General features: G+C 41.4%; 18 protein-coding genes and 1 other annotated feature. Of the genes, 4 read left to right on the forward strand and 14 right to left on the reverse strand.

The features are described from left to right. Window positions 1-38: 38 nt before the first annotated feature. Entirely contained in the window at window positions 39-611 is a 573-nt protein-coding gene (locus ACFW35_RS14385) for a DUF4256 domain-containing protein (RefSeq protein WP_379846650.1), read from the reverse strand. A 104-nt stretch (window positions 612-715) separates the two neighbouring features. Further along, window positions 716-1,666 (reverse strand): phospho-N-acetylmuramoyl-pentapeptide-transferase, encoded by a 951-nt coding sequence (gene mraY / locus ACFW35_RS14390; RefSeq protein WP_379846651.1) that lies wholly within the window; start codon window positions 1,664-1,666, stop codon window positions 716-718. Window positions 1,667-1,891: 225 nt separating this feature from the next. Between mraY and ACFW35_RS14395 the strand changes: the two genes are divergently transcribed. Together ACFW35_RS14395 and ACFW35_RS14400 are read left to right on the forward strand one after the other, a co-directional pair. Then, the gene (locus tag ACFW35_RS14395; protein WP_379846653.1) at window positions 1,892-3,553 is read left to right on the forward strand and encodes a serine hydrolase domain-containing protein; all 1,662 of its coding nucleotides are present in this window, start codon (window positions 1,892-1,894) and stop codon (window positions 3,551-3,553) included. Window positions 3,554-3,661: 108 nt separating this feature from the next. Beyond that, entirely contained in the window at window positions 3,662-4,030 is a 369-nt protein-coding gene (locus ACFW35_RS14400; RefSeq protein WP_379846655.1) for a VOC family protein, read from the forward strand. Between the two features lie 38 nt (window positions 4,031-4,068). Here the strand turns inward: ACFW35_RS14400 and ACFW35_RS14405 are convergent, their stop codons facing one another. From ACFW35_RS14405 to ACFW35_RS14420, 4 genes are all read right to left on the reverse strand, one after another. Continuing rightward, window positions 4,069-4,653 (reverse strand): DUF3600 domain-containing protein, encoded by a 585-nt coding sequence (locus tag ACFW35_RS14405; RefSeq protein WP_379846656.1) that lies wholly within the window; start codon window positions 4,651-4,653, stop codon window positions 4,069-4,071. Between the two features lie 116 nt (window positions 4,654-4,769). Further along, entirely contained in the window at window positions 4,770-5,351 is a 582-nt protein-coding gene (locus ACFW35_RS14410) for a sigma-70 family RNA polymerase sigma factor (RefSeq protein WP_379846658.1), read from the reverse strand. Between the two features lie 112 nt (window positions 5,352-5,463). Continuing rightward, a complete protein-coding gene (gene fdhD / locus ACFW35_RS14415; protein WP_379846659.1) occupies window positions 5,464-6,255 on the reverse strand; it encodes a formate dehydrogenase accessory sulfurtransferase FdhD in 792 nt (263 codons plus the stop codon). Window positions 6,256-6,269: 14 nt separating this feature from the next. Then, window positions 6,270-6,614 carry a DUF2294 domain-containing protein gene (locus ACFW35_RS14420; protein ID WP_077363750.1) on the reverse strand — a complete coding sequence of 115 codons (345 nt, stop codon included), beginning with the start codon at window positions 6,612-6,614 and terminating at the stop codon, window positions 6,270-6,272. A 322-nt stretch (window positions 6,615-6,936) separates the two neighbouring features. Here ACFW35_RS14420 and fdhF point away from each other — a divergent pair, with 322 nt between their 5' ends. Together fdhF and ACFW35_RS14430 are read left to right on the forward strand one after the other, a co-directional pair. Then, window positions 6,937-9,873, forward strand: a complete 2,937-nt coding sequence (fdhF, locus tag ACFW35_RS14425; protein ID WP_379846661.1) for a formate dehydrogenase subunit alpha — start codon at window positions 6,937-6,939, stop codon at window positions 9,871-9,873. 15 nt (window positions 9,874-9,888) lie between these two features. Continuing rightward, window positions 9,889-10,368, forward strand: a complete 480-nt coding sequence (locus ACFW35_RS14430) for a DUF1641 domain-containing protein (RefSeq protein WP_379846662.1) — start codon at window positions 9,889-9,891, stop codon at window positions 10,366-10,368. A gap of 163 nt (window positions 10,369-10,531) precedes the next feature. Here ACFW35_RS14430 and lysS read toward each other — a convergent pair whose 3' ends face one another. The 8 genes from lysS to ACFW35_RS14470 all read right to left on the reverse strand — a co-directional run bounded on the left by lysS (window position 10,532) and on the right by ACFW35_RS14470 (window position 18,827). Continuing rightward, on the reverse strand, window positions 10,532-12,082 hold the full coding sequence (gene lysS / locus ACFW35_RS14435; protein WP_379846664.1) for a lysine--tRNA ligase: 1,551 nt from the start codon (window positions 12,080-12,082) through the stop codon (window positions 10,532-10,534). A gap of 65 nt (window positions 12,083-12,147) precedes the next feature. After that, window positions 12,148-12,422, reverse strand: a binding site (T-box leader). Between the two features lie 56 nt (window positions 12,423-12,478). After that, the gene (locus tag ACFW35_RS14440; protein WP_379846665.1) at window positions 12,479-13,018 is read right to left on the reverse strand and encodes a chloramphenicol phosphotransferase CPT family protein; all 540 of its coding nucleotides are present in this window, start codon (window positions 13,016-13,018) and stop codon (window positions 12,479-12,481) included. Beyond that, complete coding sequence (locus ACFW35_RS14445; protein WP_379846667.1) at window positions 13,011-13,193, reverse strand: hypothetical protein; 183 nt, start codon at window positions 13,191-13,193, stop codon at window positions 13,011-13,013. The genes ACFW35_RS14440 and ACFW35_RS14445 overlap by 8 nt, the downstream gene beginning before the upstream one ends. Then, window positions 13,194-13,541, reverse strand: coding sequence for an HIT domain-containing protein (locus ACFW35_RS14450; RefSeq protein WP_379846668.1), 348 nt, complete (start codon window positions 13,539-13,541; stop codon window positions 13,194-13,196). Window positions 13,542-13,566: 25 nt separating this feature from the next. Next, window positions 13,567-13,989: a cytidine deaminase gene (locus tag ACFW35_RS14455; RefSeq protein ID WP_379846669.1), complete on the reverse strand. Its 423-nt coding sequence runs from the start codon at window positions 13,987-13,989 to the stop codon at window positions 13,567-13,569. Window positions 13,990-14,172: 183 nt separating this feature from the next. Next, window positions 14,173-14,730 carry a GNAT family N-acetyltransferase gene (locus tag ACFW35_RS14460; protein WP_379846671.1) on the reverse strand — a complete coding sequence of 186 codons (558 nt, stop codon included), beginning with the start codon at window positions 14,728-14,730 and terminating at the stop codon, window positions 14,173-14,175. Window positions 14,731-14,828: 98 nt separating this feature from the next. Continuing rightward, window positions 14,829-15,686, reverse strand: a complete 858-nt coding sequence (locus tag ACFW35_RS14465) for an amidohydrolase family protein (protein WP_379846673.1) — start codon at window positions 15,684-15,686, stop codon at window positions 14,829-14,831. 21 nt (window positions 15,687-15,707) lie between these two features. After that, window positions 15,708-18,827 carry a GNAT family N-acetyltransferase gene (locus ACFW35_RS14470; protein ID WP_379846675.1) on the reverse strand — a complete coding sequence of 1,040 codons (3,120 nt, stop codon included), beginning with the start codon at window positions 18,825-18,827 and terminating at the stop codon, window positions 15,708-15,710. Between the last annotated feature and the right edge of the window lie 72 nt (window positions 18,828-18,899).

Raw genomic sequence — 18,899 nt, forward strand, 5'->3', positions numbered from 1 at the left:
ACTAAAAAATCCAAGCGTTTTTTAACGTTATTTTTGGATTAGACTTTTAGCGAGCCGCGAAAACCCCTTGCAGCATAATAGGAATCTGCTCCATTGTGGTACACGAAGACATGCCCAAAACGATAATCGCAAAAAAGAGCTCCGCCTAGTTTTCTAATATCTGAAGGGGTTTGTACCCAGCTGGACGTTTTCTTATCAAAGTTTCCATGTTTCTGCAAAGCCCGATATTGTTCTTCCGTTAAAAGTTCAATGCCCATTTCAGCTGCCATATCAATAGCGCTATTCTCTGGTTTATGTTTTTTTCTCGCTTCCAGTGCTTCACGGTCGTAACAAACACTTCTGCGGCCTTTAGGACTCTCCGCCGAACAGTCATAAAAAACGTATTCGTCCTTCTTTTCATCGTAATCAACAACATCAGGTTCCCCTTCAGTTCTTTCCATCTCATTGAGTGACCACAGTTTTTCAGAATTAGCTGCCAGCTTTGCTTGGACTTTGTCCCACTCAAGGTCTTTATGACGATCCATGTTTTTCTCAAAACGGGTTTTCAGTGTTTGCAGTAATTCTTCACGCTGTTCGAGTGACAATTCCTTTATACCGGTAGTGGTTGTCATATTCATTCCCCCTTATTGTTTAGCTCATAATAGATATTATAATTTAATTAAGAGACAAGTCTTACTGTGATGTTCAAGCAACAATCTTATAGAAACGAGCAAAACTACATAAACATTTCAAAATAAATCAGGCATATTCCACACGCAGCCCATGAGACCATGGCAAATACGGTAACGATCATATTTTCAGACCAGCCATGTTTTATACCGTAATGGTAATGTATTGGCGTAAAGCTGAACAGTTTCTTCTTCGTCCTTTTAAAATAGGCTACTTGAATGATGACAGATAGCTGTTCGGCAAGATAAATGATAAATAGGACGGGAATCAAGATTTCTACGTTTTCAATGATTGCGAGAAATGACAACGTCCCTCCTATCGCTAAAGAACCTGTATCCCCCATAAACGCTTTTGCCGGATATAAGTTATAGATTAAGAAACCAAGAATGGTCGCTATCATGACTAAACAAAAAACTTTCACTTCTGTATTCTCAGTGATCACAAAGAAAAAGAAGTATGTAGGGATTGCAACCATGCCCAATAGCCCGTCCATCCCGTCAGTAAAATTGATCGCGTTGGCGGTACCTACGATAAATAGTGTGATAATCACAAGATATGGAATGTATGGCAAAACAATGTGAAAGGAATCCGTCACCCTGATGCTTGTATCAATGTTGAACAGATCAATACCAATATATAAGAGCAAAATCGTAAATCCAAATTGAAAGATAAGCTTTGTTCTCCCCGACACCCCGCCAGGATCTTGTTTTGACGCCTTCCAAAAGTCATCAAGAAAACCTATAAAACTAAATAAAATAAATGTACCTACCAAAAAGAGCATGCTGGGACTTGTGTAATAAAACAAAGCGACTATGATTCCTACGAAGAATACACTCCCCGCCATGAGTGGTGTTCCCTTCTTTTCTTGATGATCTGCAGGAAGTTCCATCCGAATAGGCTGGGTCAGCTTTAATCTTTTAAGAGTAAAAATCAATATAGGTGCTATAAGAACCGTTAATAAAAACGTGATAAATGCAGGGGTAAGCTGTAGAAGCACAATAATCTCCTTTCAAGTTTGCCGTTTATATAGAATTCGATAAAAGACAAAATGTTCCTTCAAAATTAAAAGGGGCCTGTCCCGGGACAGACCCGGGACAGGCCCCAAACAATTCTGACAATTCTATAGGTCCTTGTGCTGTGGGTCTTCTGAGTGATGGACAGCCCTTTTCTGGATTGATACTGTAATAAAGTGTAAGAATTTTCAGAATAAGGAGATGTATATATGAGAGGAAAACGCGTATTAGTTTGTACCATGTTAAGTACAGCCATGCTTTTATCCAGTGTAACCCCTGCAATTTTTGCCGAAGATTCTTCAATTAACAATCAAATTAAACCAGGAGATTGGAACCGTCCTGTTCAGCCGTCTGCTATCCTTCATCCGGGAACTCCTGAAAGCGCTTCACTTAAAAGAGAACCGCTTCAGAAGATCGATTCTTTTATCAAAAGTGAAATAGAGAAACGGACGATGCCGGGTGCGGTTGTTCTTGTTGCACGCAGCGGAAGCATCGCAAAGCATGATGCTTATGGATACTCCGCTCGCTATACAGACGATCAGTTTACGGAAATGGAAAACCCTGTAGAGATGAAAAAGGATACAATCTTTGACATCGCCTCCATTTCAAAGCTTTTTACTACTACAGCTGCTATGCAGCTGTATGAACAAGGAAAATTCGAGCTGGATGACCCCGTCGGAAAGTATATTCCAGAGTTTAACGAGAACGGAAAAGAATCAGTAACAATCAGGCAGATCATGACACATACCTCTGGTTTCACAGCGTGGATCCCACTTTACAACATGGGAACGAACCGTGAAGACAGGCTCCAGATCGCGTTAAAATATCAGCTGAAATACCAGCCTGGCACTACCTATACATATAGTGACCTCAACCTCATCACACTTGGAGTTTTAGTTGAAAGACTGTCAGGACAAAGACTTGATGAATTCGTAAAAGAAAACATCACCGAGCCGCTCGGTATGAAGGATACGATGTACAACCCTTCTGCTTCTCTTCGTGACAGAGTAGCTGCTACAGAATATCAGCCGAACATCGGACGCGGCATGGTATGGGGCAGTGTTCATGACGAGAACGCATGGAGTCTGGATGGAGTTGCAGGACACGCAGGTGTATTTTCAATTGCTAAAGATCTCGCCGTATTTGGCCATATGATTTTACAAAAAGGAAAATATGGTTCGACTCAAATTCTCAAGCCAGAAACAGTTCGCTTATTAACTGAAAACCAGCTTCCTCAGTTTCCTAGCAACTCACACGGACTCGGCTGGGAATTGAATCAAGGCTGGTACATGGACTCATTATCTAACGAAGAAACACTTGGTCATACCGGATATACTGGTACATCCATGGTCGTTTCACCGAAAAATCAGATGATCGTTTTAACATTAACGAACCGTGTGCATCCTTCCCGGGCAACCGTTTCAATGAATCCGATCAGACGCCAAGTCGCACAATACGCTGGTGATTCCATTTCAGTTGCAATGGATCAAAAAGATAAAGCGTGGTTTGCAGGGTATGGCGACAAACTTGCAAAGAATTTAACTTTTAAACTTGAAGATAGCCACAATACACTTCACTTCCAAAACTGGTTCAGCATCGAAACAGGCAGTGACAAAGGAATTGTCCAAGTTTCAGAAGATGGCGAAACGTGGACAGACTTGCTTGAAGTATACACCGGTAAGGATGAAAAATGGTCGCACGAAAAAGTGGATCTTCCTGATGGAACAAAATTCGTCCGTTTCCTCTATCAGACGGATGGTTCTGTAAACGGCAGAGGCTGGTATGTGGATGATGTGTACGCCACTGATTCGATAGGAAATAAAGAGAGATTAATAGTAATCGATAGCCAGTGGGAACAGCGCAGCTGGTAAAAAGCATGAAGCAGCTCTGCTCTCTGTAAGCAGGACTGCTTTATTTTTTTGAAGGATTAAGTCATTTATTACCGAAATATGTTGTTAGAAAATTAAGGAGGAATAACGATGAGTGAATCATTAATCCATGAGATGCATTACTTTAGGATACCTGTCATTGACCTTCAAGAGTCAATAACATGGTACACGGAATGTTTAGGATTTCAATTAAGGCACAGCGATGAAAAACTTGCTGTTATAGAACTGAAGTCTGGACCTCTGCTTATTTTAGTAAAGGCTGATCACGATTCCAGAGGGCATTTTACCATAAATGGACAGGCTGAATTTTCAATAGGATTTACAACTTCAAATATCAATAAGCTGCATACCTATTTAACAAATCAAAATGTGAAAGTGGATGACATTCTAGAAGACAACGGGCACAGCTATTTCCATTTCATTGATCCTAGCGGAAATAAGTTACAGGTGCATAACTAAATCTTAAAAAGCAGTTTTGCCAATTGCAGGACTGTTTTTTAGTGACTTTCTTTATACTCCTTTTGCAAACTGTACACATGCTGGATCATATTACTTGCCATAGCAAACTGATCCTGTAGTTCTGCAGGCAACCTTTCAATCTCAACTGGCCCGTCACTTGTGTTGATCTCCGCTTTGGCAAGAATTGTTTCATATGTGATAAGCGCATCGATAAAAAGTGAGTATTCATAAGGTGATAACAATTCTTTGCTTGAGACATCTCCATTTAACCGATCAAAATATGGTTGCAGAACAAATGATGTGTTTCTTATTTTTTCTTTTTCTTTTTTGGTCATCAACTCAAAATTAATATTGCCATATTTATCTCCATACTCAAGTTTGGCATCTGTTAATATATTTATTGAATGTCTAAATGCCTCATAATCCTTTTCACCAAGTTCACCCTTTGCCTGAGATAATTTTGCATCAAACATCATATATCCTTCAAAGGTAGCTGTAGCAATATGTTTCTTTACGTTTTCAAACGAGCCATACACGCCATCCGCCAAAATGGATTGGTACGCAAACGCACTAGTTGGAATAATAAATAGTGCAATGAGCAAAGCTGCTGCACGTTTTTTCATCCCCAATCCCTTATGGGTTGAGATTTGGCTCAATACCTTCCGCTTTAGTTCTGGAGGCGGACTTAGTTTCATGCCCTCGTCTTGCAAAGCTTTTTTGAGTTGGTTTACATGCTGCATTAGATGTTCTCCACCTTTCTCAAAAATATATTTTCACTCTGCTCATGTTCACGCAGCTTTTTTAGCGCAGAATGTATTCTGGATTTAACTGTTCCAATCGGTACTTTTAAAATGGCAGCTACTTCTTCTTGAGAATGTTCATTTAAGTAACGGAGAATAATTACCTGTCTTAATTTAAATGGAAGTTTATCCACTAGCTGAACGAGCTGCTTATTTGAAATTTTGTCTATTACTTCACCGGAAAAATCTTTTTCAATCTCAATCGGCTGCTGTAAAACCTTCTTAGTGTTTCGAAAGCCGAGCCATCGTTTTCTTCGATATGCAGAAATCTGTTTAATTGCTATCCCTTTTAACCATGGTCGAAACGGCTTACTTTGATCGTAACGGCTTAAACTTTTATAGACTTGAACATATACTTCTTGAACAACATCATCGACATCTGCTTTTTCTTCCAATAAGAAATGGACCGTTTGGTAAACATCCTGTACAGTTTTTTCATAGATTTCTCCATATGCATCTTTACTGCCAGACAGCGTAAGTTCTATCAGTTTCCCACACTCATTTTGGGTATCCACTTGCATCCCTCCTTTGCTTTACACTATCTATTGGCAAGAAATACAAATTTCGTTCGCTATTTTATAAAAACTCTCTAAAAAACGAAAATTTTAAAAAGCTGAGGATTCATCCTCAGCTCTAATGTATAATCCTCTCCGGCCTCGTATACACATTCATCGAGTCACCTCTGATAAACCCAACCGTCGTAATTCCGAGTTCTTCTGCCGACTGCAGGGCAAATTCTGTTGGCGCAGATTTGGACAGCACGATCTCGCATCCGATCTTCGCTACCTTCAACAAGATCTCTGATGAAATTCGCCCGCTGAAAACAAGGATCTTATCCCCTATGAAAATATCATTCTTCAGGCAATAGCCGTAGATTTTATCAAGAGCATTATGGCGTCCAATGTCCATCCGGCTCAGCACGATTCCGTTCACATCACAAAGTGCTGCGTTATGAACACCGCCTGTTTCTTGAAAAACACCAGCTGTTCCCTGCATCTCCTTCATTAACCGAAAACAATCCTCAGGCGTTACCTTTACCCGAACCTCGTTCATGCTCTTTGCCGTAAGCGCATCGTTCGCAAACACAAAACCTTGTCTGCTCATTCCACAGCACGAGGTTATGTATCTCTTATTCTGCAGATTTTGATATAGGGGATTGAGCCGATCCGTCGTCACATGAACATAGCTTCCGTCCTCTTGTATCCAGATGTCTTTAATATCTTTATAGTTTCGTATAATGCCTTCTGATGCAAGATAGCCGACAACCATGTCTTCTATGTACTCCGGACTGCAGACCATCGTCACGAATTCTTCCCCGTTGATTTTGATCGTCACTGGAAGTTCGGTTACGATGGTGTCCTCAACATGAGACGCTTCACCCCTTTTATAATGAAGCACTTCGCGTTTTGTTACAACAGGTTTCATGAGTGGTTTCCCCCTTAAGCGATGGGTTTATCGAAAACAAATACAGATACGGCCATGTCTTCATCAACTTTAAAATCTGAGAACAGATATACAAACTTTGCACCCGTCACATCTTCTAATCCTTCCGGCGGTGCTGTTGCATAAATATCCTGGATGAGGCGCGTTCTGGCTGCATGCACCATTTCTTTGCCTTCAGATGTTCTCGCAATAAACTTCTCAGTCGGAGTCAAGTTGCCGTACATGGTCGAGATCGCCATGTTTTCAACAAAGACTGTGTGTATTTTTTCTGGACCCTTTCCTAATAGGTTCTTGCGCAGCTTTCGGATAATATCATTAAAGTCATGTACCTTCTTAGACATTTGAACCATCACCACTGTTTCTCCATTTTTTACTAATCATACATGATGTACTTACTTTTCGCACGTGAAAAAATTTAGCAAGCTTTGAAGATTCATTGTTCTTTTTCTATGAAAACGCTATAATAAGAGGAGAAAAGTTGGATGCAGGAATAATGTTTTGTTCTTCTTCCCTCTTACCGAATTACATAATATGTTGGATTGGCTCAATAGTAAGTTCTGCTATTAAACTATTCCACCATGATACACATTTTCTGCGCTTCATAGAATCTGTGCTTTCGTGGTGGATTTTTTTGTACTTTCATATTTGAAAGGAAGGTCTGAAATGGATAAAATGATTCAAATCAAGATTGACGGGAAGGCGTACGAAGCACCAACTGGAACGTCCATCCTGGATATCATCAACAAAAATGAACTGCCTCATCCTCAAATTTGCTACACACCGCAAGTGGATCCGATCGAGACGTGTGACACATGTATCGTTGAGGTAGATGGCAAACTGATGCGTTCGTGCTCGACGATGGCACTAGACGGCATGAGCATTGAACGCTCCTCCTCTCGAGCGAAGGATGCACAAAATCAGGCGATGGACCGCCTCTTGGAAAATCACCTTCTCTATTGCACAGTCTGTGATAACAACAACGGAAACTGCAAACTGCATAACACGGCTGAACTGATGGAAATCGAACATCAGTCTATTCCCTACTCGCCAAAAGAAGAAACGGTGGATATCGATATGTCTCACCCGTTCTACCGTTATGATGCAAACCAGTGCATCACGTGCGGCCAGTGCGTTGAAGTATGTCAGAACCTCCAGGTGAACGAGACCCTTTCGATCGACTGGGAACGTGAACGCCCGCGTGTTATTTGGGATGCTGGATCGAGTATCGACGAGTCCTCTTGTGTCAGCTGCGGACAGTGTGTAACGGTTTGTCCGTGCAACGCCTTAATGGAAAAATCCATGCTCGGTGAAGCTGGTTTCATGACCGGATTGAAGGAAGATCTTCTTGAGCCGATGGTCGAACTTGTAAAAGAAGTTGAACCAGGCTACAGCGGTATTTTTGCTGTGTCTGAAGTGGAAGCTGCTATGCGTGAGACGCGTACGAAAAAGACGAAAACGGTTTGTACGTTCTGCGGTGTCGGCTGTTCGTTCGAAGTATGGACAAAAGGCAGAAAAATTTTAAAAGTAGAGCCGAGTGAAGGCCCTGTTAACGCAATCTCCACATGTGTAAAAGGAAAATTCGGTTGGGATTTCGTGAATTCTGAGGAACGCCTGACTACTCCTCTTATCCGTAAAGACGGAGTGTTTGTAGAATCAACTTGGGATGAAGCGCTATCTTTGATTGCGAGTAAGATGAGCCAGATCAAACAAGATTACGGAAGCAATGCTCTTGGGTTCGTATCTTCATCTAAAATTACGAATGAAGAAAACTATTTGATGCAGAAGCTGGCACGACAAGTTTTCGGAACGAACAACGTAGATAACTGCTCTCGTTATTGTCAGTCACCTGCAACAGACGGTCTGTTCCGAACAGTCGGTATGGGTGGTGACGCCGGTACGATTCAAGATATCGCTGAAGCCGGACTTGTTATTGTTGTTGGTGCGAACCCGACAGAAGGTCATCCTGTACTTGCGACTCGTGTGAAACGTGCACACAAGCTCCACGGTCAAAAACTGATCGTCGCTGATCTTCGTAAACATGAACTTGCTGAGCGTTCGGACATTTTTATAAGTCCAAAACAAGGAACCGATCAGGTGTGGCTGATGGCCGTTACAAAGTACATCATCGATCAAGGCTGGCACGATCAGAAGTTTATTGATGATAACGTTCATTTCCTTGATGAATTTAAGGAAGTTTTAGAGAAGTACACTCTTGAATATGCAGAAGAGATCACAGGTTTGAAGCAAGAGACATTGATCGATGTGGCGAAAATGATCCGTGACGCTGATGGCACATGTGTCCTATGGGGCATGGGTGTTACGCAGAACACGGGCGGAAGTGATACGTCAGCTGCCATTTCGAACCTCCTTTTAGCAACTGGAAACTATCGCCGACCTGGTGCTGGAGCTTATCCGCTTCGTGGACATAACAACGTTCAAGGCGCGTGTGACATGGGTAGCCTTCCAGCATGGCTGCCTGGCTATCAGCACATTACCGATGATGTCGCCCGTGCAAAATTTGAAAAAGCGTATGGCGTATCGATCGACGGCAAACCAGGAAAAGACAACATCCAAATGGTTGAAGGAATCGGGAAAGGCGAGATCAAGGCGATGTACTTGATCGGTGAAGACATGGCTCTAGTGGATTCTAACTCGAACCACGTCCATGACATGCTGTCTCAGCTTGATTTCTTTGTTGTTCAAGATATTTTCTTATCGAAGACCGCTCAATATGCAGATGTGATTTTACCAGCGGCGCCTTCCTTAGAAAAAGAGGGAACGTTCACGAATACGGAACGCCGTGTTCAGCGATTATACCAAGCGCTTCCGACAACTGGCGGTTCACGGCCGGACTGGGAAATTATCCAGGCGATTGCCATCCGTATGGGAGCTGACTGGAACTACTCGCACCCAAGCGAGATTTTTGCAGAGATGGCGTCATTAGCACCGTTGTTTGGTGAAGCTAACTATGACGTTCTTGAGGGCTGGGGCAGCTTTCTTTGGGGAGATTTCAGCGGCAAGAGCACACCGCTTCTTTATACAGATGGCTTTAACTTCCCTGATAAAAAAGCGCGCTTTGCACTTTCTGACTGGATGCTGCCAGCTGAGTTCCCTGAAGAATTTGACCTGCACATCAACAACGGGCGTATGCTGGAGCACTTCCATGAAGGTAACCTGACGAACAAATCGAGAGGAATTCAGCATAAAGTGCCTGATGTGTTTGTTGAAGTATCGCCAAGTCTTGCCGAGGAACGCGGTTTGATTGATGGTTCGGTCGTCCGGCTTATCTCTCCTTTTGGTGCCGTTAAGCTGAATGCACTTGTTACCGACCGTGTAAAAAACAACGAGCTGTATCTGCCCATGAACTCGGTGGATAAAGAGTCCGCCATCAACTTCCTTACCGGTCCGGCCGTTGACCACCGAACACGTACACCTGCTTACAAGCAGACAAAAGTTCGAATGGAGATCATCAGTCGTGAAGGCGAAGTGAAGCTGCCTGGCAACAACCCGAGAAACAAGAAACGTTATCCGCAAAATGGCGTGGAAGTAGATAGAAAATGGAACCGTCCTGGCTATGTCCACCTGACGGATGAAGTGTAGGAGGGCTGATTTGATATGGCAGAACCGATTACAGTTGTTAAGAAGAATGTAAAAACAGAAGAACAGATCCAGCAGGAAAAACTCGCCGAACTTCAAAAAGCATTAGCGGAAAAAGACGCAGCCTTAACAAAGGCGCTCGATTTTATTGGAGAGCTCGATAAGATAGGCGCGTTGGAAGCAGCCAATGCCATGCTTGAAGCAAAAGACAAGATTGCAAGTATCGCACTAGGTCAAGCCTCACGCGAACCGGTCACGAACATGATAAACAATCTGATGGGTGCAGCTGGCGTCCTGACGAAGATGGATCCAGAAGTAACCGTGAAACTTCTCGATAGCGTCGTTTCTGGTTTGAAGCAAGGTGAAACATTTGTGGAGAGTGAACAAAAGATTGGAGCATTCGATCTTGTTAAGTCTCTGAAAGACCCTGACATTAACCGAGCAATCGGCTTTGGCCTTCATTTCTTAAAAGGCATGGGGCAGGAATTGAAGAAATAAGGAAAAGATGACCTTTTGGGGTCATCTTTTTTATGGGGTCAGTATAGTCGCAGTTTGTCGAAAATCGTTTAAATTTTTTTATGTGTGGATATATTTCAAATTACCTTGTATAAAATTCAATTTACCGTGGATAAATTTCAGATTACCCTGTAATAAACAATAATTAGAAGTCTAACAATGCTTTCAATCGTTCCCTGCCTATTGAATGAACCAGTAAAGGAATGCGAGGACCACTGTTGTTGTTCAAAACCAGTTCATAGATGATGGTAAACAACCTTTTTTGGTTGTTTCTTTTCTCCTTTGGATCATCGACGTGACAAATATCGTATACTTTTCGCATAAAACTCTCTTCAGACAGCTCAAAACCACCTTCTTCCATTATTTTCACAAACCTACTCACCCACATTTGTTCCTGAGCTGTTAGTGTCTCATAATATTTGAGATTTTTATTATTGTTTATCGTAATCACTTTTTCCGGACACCAGTTTCGAAGCCAATATTGTGCTCTTTCACAAACTTCCTGAACAGCTTCTAAAGTGTAAGCTTCGCCTGTCCGATTAAGCACATCTCTAACTATATAAGCATCAAAATTCACCAGTGGAAGAATACTCGCAACTTGAGCAAACTTTGGACTTTTAAAAGGTCTCGGTGTAACTACAGACAAGTCTAAAGCAACTTTGATCTCTTCCTTCAAGTGCGCTGGTTCAGCATCTCTAAATCTCTCATATTCCGTATAGTTCCGAATCACATCCTCATCCAGTCCGATATGAAACGCAGCATTCGTATTATATTTCGCAAACATAAATAGGATGACATCCGGGGTATAGACTTTTAACAACTCAGCAGGTGTAATGTTGTTCCCAGATGAACTGGACATCTTTTCCCCTGTCCCTTTAATACTTATAAAATCATAAGGTTCATAATGTGGAGCCTCTTGGTTAAAAACTGTTGAAACCATTTCACTTGAAACCTTAAAACTCCCTGTCTCGGAAGAATGATCCCGACCGCCTGGTTCAAACACCACATCTTCTAGCATCCATCTCATCGGCCAATCGACTTTCCAGTTCAATTTCACATTGGTGGCTTCCAGAACTTCCACTTTGTTTGCATGACCACATGAACATTGATAATCTACCCTTTCATTTTCAAAGCCTGTGACAGTTACCGTATCTTTTCGGCAGTTTTCACAATAAATATTCACAGGATAAAACCGTTCACGATCCTCCTCACTCGCTTCTCCTGTCTTATATTTCATGAGAATGTCGTAAACTCGCTTTCTCTCTTTTAATGCATGAAGGATGTTTGTATTGTATCGTTTGGATGTGTATTCCTTGTTTTGATAGATGAACTCCGGCATAAAGCCAAATGCTATCAACGATTGCTCAAACTCTTTTTCAAAGTGTTCCGCATAGGAGTTGTGACACCCAAATGGACAAGGAATTTCAGAGTATGGCATGCCAATGTATCGTTCGAATGAAGAATCTACATTTTTCGGAACTTTACGGAAACGATCAAAGTCATCCCACGAAAATATGAAGCGTGTTTCCTTACCTAACTGCTGTAGAGCCCTCACTACAAAATAAGTTGTAACAACTTCACGGAAGTTTCCAATATGAACGGAACCTGATGGACTGATTCCGGAAGCGCAAACAAAAGTTTCTCGCCCAGGATGTTTTCTGATTAATATTTCTGCTATTCGATATGCCCAATGCATCTTTCATCACCTCTCCATTTTTTATAAAAAAAAACAAAAAAGCCCTCACCCCCAAGATTGTTCATCTTGAGGACGAGAGCTTATGAGCATTCGCGGTACCACCTCAGTTTGTTAACATGTCACCATATCAACCTCTTCAGGTACGGCAATGAAAAACAATCACTTGCGTATACCCTATCTCTATAACGGGAGAACCCGTTGTAGTATCAGCGAGGATTCCCTCGCATCCGTACAAGGCTCAGAGGTTTTTTTCATTAAGACGATTATTGCTCTTTCTCACCAACCAAGAGCTCTCTGGGAATAACACAGCTTAATTACTCGTTCTCTTCATAGCCAATTTTTGTTAAATTTTTATTAGTATACGAAGTTTTTTAAAAGATGTCAAAAACTTTTTTGCTAATATTTTTCAAGTGTCGTTTCCCATCCTTTATGAGATTGGGATTCGGACAATTTAGTAAGAATAGCATCAACAGCAGACTCCATCTCTTCACACGTATCCACTTCGATATCATAAACTTCGCCCTGCTGATGCACATAGTTCAGCTGTGATTTTCCCTGCCTAACCGGTCGGTCCCCTCTTTCTTTCTCTCTTTTTTCAAGTTCAATAAGAGGGCAATGAACACCAACAAAAAATACAGGATAATCATTCAATATTTCATAGCAATCCTTTGTGGTATCTTTGTTATGTAAAATTTGATCAACAACAAGATTAACGCCTTTATCCGAAAACATCACAATATTGCGATAAAAAAAATGTTCAGTTGGAACAGGAATCAGATGATCGCTGTTCCGGTCCTCCATCGTCTCAATAATGGTGTCAAAATCATCAATACTAAAATGAAAATAATCCTTAAGTTTCTTTACAAGTTCCTTTGCCAATGTAGATTTACCTGAGCTGGATACACCGTTTAATAAGATAATTTTTCCTTTATTCATCTTTTTTTCCCCATTTGAATCCTTCTATTTTGATGACTTTATTGCTGTTTTTAAGATGTTCGTTTAATTTTTTTATTTCTTTTGTCTGATTTAATATATTATTGTTAACTTTTCTAATCGCATCGTAAATGGCAAACATAGCTGCAAAAATCAAAAATAGAAAAATGTAGTCCATTTAATCACCTTCTTTCTTGGAACTGTTTGGCTCACCAGAAACAATATGCCAGTGAAGGTGTTTAGAATCTTGATATTTTCCAATGTTTGTAATGATTTTACATGCTCCATTCTTTTCCGTAATCATTGAAGCTACTTCCTTAATAACATTAAACAATTCAAGAAGCAGATTATTGTCATCCTCTTCAAGCGTTAATAAGGATGAAATGTGCTTTTTCGGTATGGCAACAATATGTATCGGATAAAATGGGCGCGTATGATAATAGGCCAGTACATTTTCAGTTTCAATTACTTTTTCTATAGGTGTCCTTCCGCTCAACACTTCTTCACAATAAAAATCAACTGTCAATTTCATTCACCTACTTAATTTAATCTCAGCTATTATATTTTTCCGGCAGCAGCTCCATCACATTGCATTTCACGATCTGTTCTTGATACGGCAGAATCACCATCGTATCCTGTCCATAGTCTCTGATTAGTTCACGGCACATTCCGCATGGCGCGACGACCCAGCACTGTTCTATTTCCTCATGCGGATGTGGGTGTGCAACAGCTACAATCGTTTCGATATCATGATCGCCTTCAGATATTGATTTCCCTAGCGCTATCGCTTCACCGCAAAATGCAATTCTGCCTACGTTTGCTTCTAAGTGAACACCCGCATGAATTCTTCCTGATTTTGTGCGGACTGCCGCTCCAATATGATGCTTGCCGTATATGTAATTTTTTTCAATGACTTGTTGAGCTGCACGAATGAGTTCGTGATCTCGTTCTTCCAAATCTATTACTCTCAGCATCTTATCTCTCCTTTTCATAGGAAGAGGTGAGCTTTAACGCCCACCTTTTATTTCCATATTATGTTAAATCATGTGAAGATCCTTAATTTTTATGTGATGTTGCCACTTTTTCATGTGATTGACCGCAAAAAATATGTGATGAGCCGCCAAAATTATGTGATCTTACTGAAGAACCATGTGAGATTAAGAATCATATTGAAATTCTTCTCTTAATAACCCCATCACAATGGTGTCATAGTACTTTCCATCAATAAAAGCATCGTCCCTCAAACGTCCTTCCATCACAAAACCGCATTTTTCATAGGAACGGACCGCACGCGTGTTGCCGCTCCACGTATCCAGTTGGATTCTTCTTAAGTTCATCGTCTTAAACAGGTAGTTGATTAAAGCTTTTAGCGCATCTGTTCCATAGCCCTTGCCCCACAGCTCTTTTTCTCCAATTCCAAGACCGACCACGCACCGTCGTGAAACAATATCAAGATTCCGATACCCGATTGAACCGATATGCCGCGATTCTTCTCCAAGGGTATAAATCGAGAATTCTCCTGCCTCCCGCTTATCAATGGTACGAATATCTTTTTCATAGCTGGCTTCAATTTGTTCGAGCGGTACATGGCTATAGCGATATAGACCCGAACCCGCATCAAATCGTGCTGTTTCTTCATCGTTTCGCCAATGGTACGATCGCTTATGGTCTTCCAATGATACTGGCCGCAACTCTACTTTTTTACCTGTAATCATAGGGGTGATCCCTTCTTTCTGTTTGTTTTCTAGTAAACTTCTTTAGATAAATTCCAGTAACATGTACCAAAGGCATCACCCCTCTCACTCTCAATCAATTATTTTAAAAACGGCCTGATCTTCGGAAAAATCTTTACCGCTGTATTATAAAAAACATCCTCATGGTGCTCTTCCGGTATGATCTCTTTCACAAAATCAATGTACGGCTGGATTGGCACGAGCGGCCAGTCTGTTCCGAACAAAAACTTCTCATAGTTATCCGTAAAAGTCAGTGCATGCTTCAGGTGGTTAAAGAACCGCGGTGAATCTTTGTATCTATTAATATCTTCTCTCGTTCCGACAACCAGTCCCGAAAGGTCCGCATACATGTTGCGATTCTTGTAAACGACTTCTGCTCCGTCCAGTGTCCACGGGTCACCAAAATGAGCCATCATAAAATTTACATCGCGGTGCATGACAGCTACTTCATCCAGCGTCAACGGATGAGAATACTTCAGCAATCCCCGCTCTGAATACGTATCCCCCGTGTGAAATACAACCGGCAGACCATAATTCGCGGCAAGCTTATACACCGGCTGGTACACTTCATCATACGCATAGAATGGATAATAGCCTAAGTAGATTTTCAATCCGACCACTTCCGGCTTTTGCACCGTTTCTTCAAGTTCTGCTAGTTCCTTCTCACCTAAATGATGCGGATTGATGCCTGCACAGTACAAGATATTCTCAGGAATTCTCTCTTCTAAATCGATTCCCATCGGTGTAGCAGTCAAGGGATCCGGAAACCCCTCAACCTCTTTCTCAGTCAACCCCATCGCAATCCCGAGAACAACACCAGCATCATCGTACTCTTTTATAATTCCATCATAGGAATAATCCAGTTTGGACAGGTTGATTGCCGTGTGCTTGAAGCTTTCAATGTTCGAATAATGCATATGTGCGTCAATGATTTTCATGGACTCTCTCCCTTGTTGAAATTAGCAAAAACGAATCTTCTTTAAATCTACTAAAGCGGTATCTGGAACTACCTTGCTATTGAAAAGATAGAATACTGGCGCGGTAAAATGCTTAGAGCCATGTGCTAAGTGAAGTTTCTCAGCATATCCGAGCTCAATCACTTCTTTGTTGATATAAGAATCCACAAATGTGGCGTTTTTATTAGCTACAATCTGAAGCAGATTCTCATGATCATCACTGCCGAATACAACGCTTTGGTCAACGGTCATCTCCTGTTCGCCCTTTCCGCCATAAACCATCGCCCATTCACCTGATTCACTCTGGAAACTTGCCCAGTTCTTTGTAAGTTCTGGTCCTGGATTTAAGAAGCATCCGGTATAGAAATTCTTACCCTGCAGATAACTTCCCATCGTTTGAACAATTTCTGTAGTGTGGCAAAGAACGGGAACTCCCGGCAGCATTAAGAAGTACTTATGGATCTCAAGCCCCTTAAAAGTTTCATGCTTTTCGTATTTTGTGGATATCTTCAAGCCCTTCCACACGTTTCCTTTGCTGTCCTCTTTCTCAGCAAATTCCACGATACTTTCCTCTTTTAAAATAGAGTTCAAACTCGTTCCTTCAACAAGCCCTGCGATCCCTCCAAACCATGGATTCCACCACGATTTCGGAGCCGGTTTTGGAAATGCTGTATCCATCCACTCCTGTCCTTTATAGAAAAGAGAAAACAAACTCGGTGCAAATTGGCCAGAAGCTGAAATCTTCATCTCACCATTTTCTACAGACAAAACTTCTAAATCACTCTTTATGCTTTTCTCGAAAAGAACCGGTGTTTCCTTCATGACAAAAGCCGCAGTTTGACGCGTAATATCGACTGAATCCAAACTCATTTTGGAGGTTAGAACGTGAACCGATTCCTCAGCATCTAGTGGAATTTCAAACGATGCTCTTGTCATTTCCTCATCTGAAGCAAACAAGTGGCTTTGAAGAATTTCATCGTCCCTCTTAATTTCAATCATTCCGTTAAAGAACGCTGATTTATAATCTTTAACAGATGCCTTTACTTCAGTTCCGCTCACAAATGGGTTCCCATCATTCACGGAAAAAGTTATATGGTTCGTAAGGCTCTCAGCAGGCATATCACTCTTTTGCACCGCATATTCGCGGAAAGACTGCCAGTCATGGAATGCACCGATTGAAAACACAACCGGTTTTGTCTGTACCGTTTGATGTGCAGTCAATTTCCCAAGGTTATGTTCAAAATACATAAACCATGATGCAAAATGAAGGCTTTCATCTTTTGACCAGGAGATCCCTCGAGGATTGTTCTGTCCTCTTAAGAAAATCCAGTTTTCAGAAAGGTTCTGGCTTTTCCAATAGTCCAGAAAAGATCCCATCGAATCGTTAAGTGCCAAAATTTCACCCTCATACGGCATTACCGCTCGCTCTAATAGACGGCTAAAAATTGGATTGTTCAGCCAAACTTCTTCTGCTGTTCCTGTGTCTTCTGTATTCGTGATTTCATAATGCTGCTCAACCAAACCTTCACTGAATAATTTCACAATGGAAGCAAGCTCAAGACCAGGGAATGCATTTGAACGATAGACAGCCTTCATACCAGCGTATCCCTCTTTCAAGATCGGCTCCACACGCAGAGGGCGTATGCGTGACAGCTCTTCCGAGAATGGTTTGCCGAGCTTCGGACACATCAGTGCCAGTTTGTAATCTTTACTTCCTTTACCAAGCTTGATCCAGTTGTTGAACTTCTCATGAATTAAATGATATTGACTGTTGTACACGTGATAGTAATCATCACATTCTCCTGCAAATTTTGTTCCGATCCCTTTGAAGGCAGTTCCTATCTTTTTGGAGAAAACAACAGAGCTGCCATCTTTTTTCGTACCTGTAATCTCAAGATCAGCTGAATAGAATCCATGCTTCACCAATGTAAAATTCACAGGTACGGATTGTTTTGCGTTCGGTGCTAACGAAATACAGAATTTGCGGTTTTCCATATCGATTAATCCTGACTTAGGAAGCTCAAAGGAAAACACAGCGTCTTCATTAAAATTGTTTTCTAGATCCATATAAAACGTTGATGAATTTCCTGTAAACGTCAATGCATCTGAAAGTTTGCAGCTCAAATTCAATGGGAACTTATGTCTGATTCCGACTTTAAATAATGCTTTTTTTCCGTTGATTGTCAGCATGGCAGATACAGTTGGATGTGTCCGCCAAACGCTCTGTTCTTCATCAATCGGATTAACTGTAAAAGGCACTTCAATGGTGTCTTCACCTTTTACCGTTGTTTCTCTAGAGACCAGAAACTCAATATTTTTGTCGTTCATCCCTTCAATCGCTACCGTTAATGGTTTGCCCGACTTATTGATAACACGATATTGAATCTTATATTCTGAACCAAATACAAGATTGAAGTCCTCTACTGTAGCAAAGATCAGATAGTCATCCGTTTCGATTAAACGAAGTCCCCTGCCAAAACGTTCAAACTCCATTCTTAATTTCTCTTGGTTCTTCGTTTCCCAAGAGTACTCATAATAATGGAAGTCATTGTCCTTATTTCCATCAGGTACTACTTCAATTGTTCGGGTGCTGCTTTCATACCAGTTCACTTTATTGAAAAAATCTGCGATTGCCTCCGTCTGCATAACGGACGGCATGAAGTTCATAAGGTGTGTTGTGTCATCACGATCTTCCCAAAAGAATCCGCACTTCTTATAAAGAGGCACTGCTTTTGTATTACCAGGCCATGTATAAAGGTCGAGACGCGGCCACTTCATTTCAATCGCTCTCTCAAGCGCTTTTAAGACAAGCTTCTTCCCGATCTTCTTTCCATGATAATTTCCACTTACGTTTAAAAGCGGAATATAAAGCGCGCCTTCATCTTCACGGTACTCCCCAAGGCTGCAATAACCGACGACCTTATCGCCATCAAGAGCCAAATATAAATGGAGGTTTGTTGAGTTCGCTTCTTGTTTTAGGATTTGTTCTTCTGTTCTGATCGTGTTGCCGCCGCCCCAGCCGTCGCGACTGTTGTTCCACATTTCTGCGACTCGTCCTGCATAGCTCGGATCATATTCTACGATTGTAATTTGATCGATTACTGATTGTTTTATTACTTCCATTTTTGTTGCCTCCAGTCGTTTTTTAATTATTGTGTTCTAGCGATTCCACCTTTTATCACGCGATTTTCTGAA

The organism is Fictibacillus sp. NPDC058756, assembly GCF_042746035.1.
Taxonomy (GTDB): domain Bacteria; phylum Bacillota; class Bacilli; order Bacillales; family Fictibacillaceae; genus Fictibacillus.

Coding starts and splice junctions, on each gene's coding strand:
- ACFW35_RS14385 (WP_379846650.1), bottom strand. CDS start 611: ATGACAACCACTACCGGTATAAAGGAATTGTCACTCGAACAGCGTGAA.
- ACFW35_RS14395 (WP_379846653.1), top strand. CDS start 1,892: ATGAGAGGAAAACGCGTATTAGTTTGTACCATGTTAAGTACAGCCATG.
- ACFW35_RS14400 (WP_379846655.1), top strand. CDS start 3,662: ATGAGTGAATCATTAATCCATGAGATGCATTACTTTAGGATACCTGTC.
- ACFW35_RS14405 (WP_379846656.1), bottom strand. CDS start 4,653: ATGAAAAAACGTGCAGCAGCTTTGCTCATTGCACTATTTATTATTCCA.
- ACFW35_RS14410 (WP_379846658.1), bottom strand. CDS start 5,351: ATGCAAGTGGATACCCAAAATGAGTGTGGGAAACTGATAGAACTTACG.
- fdhD (WP_379846659.1), bottom strand. CDS start 6,255: ATGAAACCTGTTGTAACAAAACGCGAAGTGCTTCATTATAAAAGGGGT.
- ACFW35_RS14420 (WP_077363750.1), bottom strand. CDS start 6,614: ATGTCTAAGAAGGTACATGACTTTAATGATATTATCCGAAAGCTGCGC.
- fdhF (WP_379846661.1), top strand. CDS start 6,937: ATGGATAAAATGATTCAAATCAAGATTGACGGGAAGGCGTACGAAGCA.
- ACFW35_RS14430 (WP_379846662.1), top strand. CDS start 9,889: ATGGCAGAACCGATTACAGTTGTTAAGAAGAATGTAAAAACAGAAGAA.
- lysS (WP_379846664.1), bottom strand. CDS start 12,082: ATGCATTGGGCATATCGAATAGCAGAAATATTAATCAGAAAACATCCT.
- ACFW35_RS14440 (WP_379846665.1), bottom strand. CDS start 13,018: ATGAATAAAGGAAAAATTATCTTATTAAACGGTGTATCCAGCTCAGGT.
- ACFW35_RS14445 (WP_379846667.1), bottom strand. CDS start 13,193: ATGGACTACATTTTTCTATTTTTGATTTTTGCAGCTATGTTTGCCATT.
- ACFW35_RS14455 (WP_379846669.1), bottom strand. CDS start 13,989: ATGCTGAGAGTAATAGATTTGGAAGAACGAGATCACGAACTCATTCGT.
- ACFW35_RS14460 (WP_379846671.1), bottom strand. CDS start 14,730: ATGATTACAGGTAAAAAAGTAGAGTTGCGGCCAGTATCATTGGAAGAC.
- ACFW35_RS14465 (WP_379846673.1), bottom strand. CDS start 15,686: ATGAAAATCATTGACGCACATATGCATTATTCGAACATTGAAAGCTTC.
- ACFW35_RS14470 (WP_379846675.1), bottom strand. CDS start 18,827: ATGGAAGTAATAAAACAATCAGTAATCGATCAAATTACAATCGTAGAA.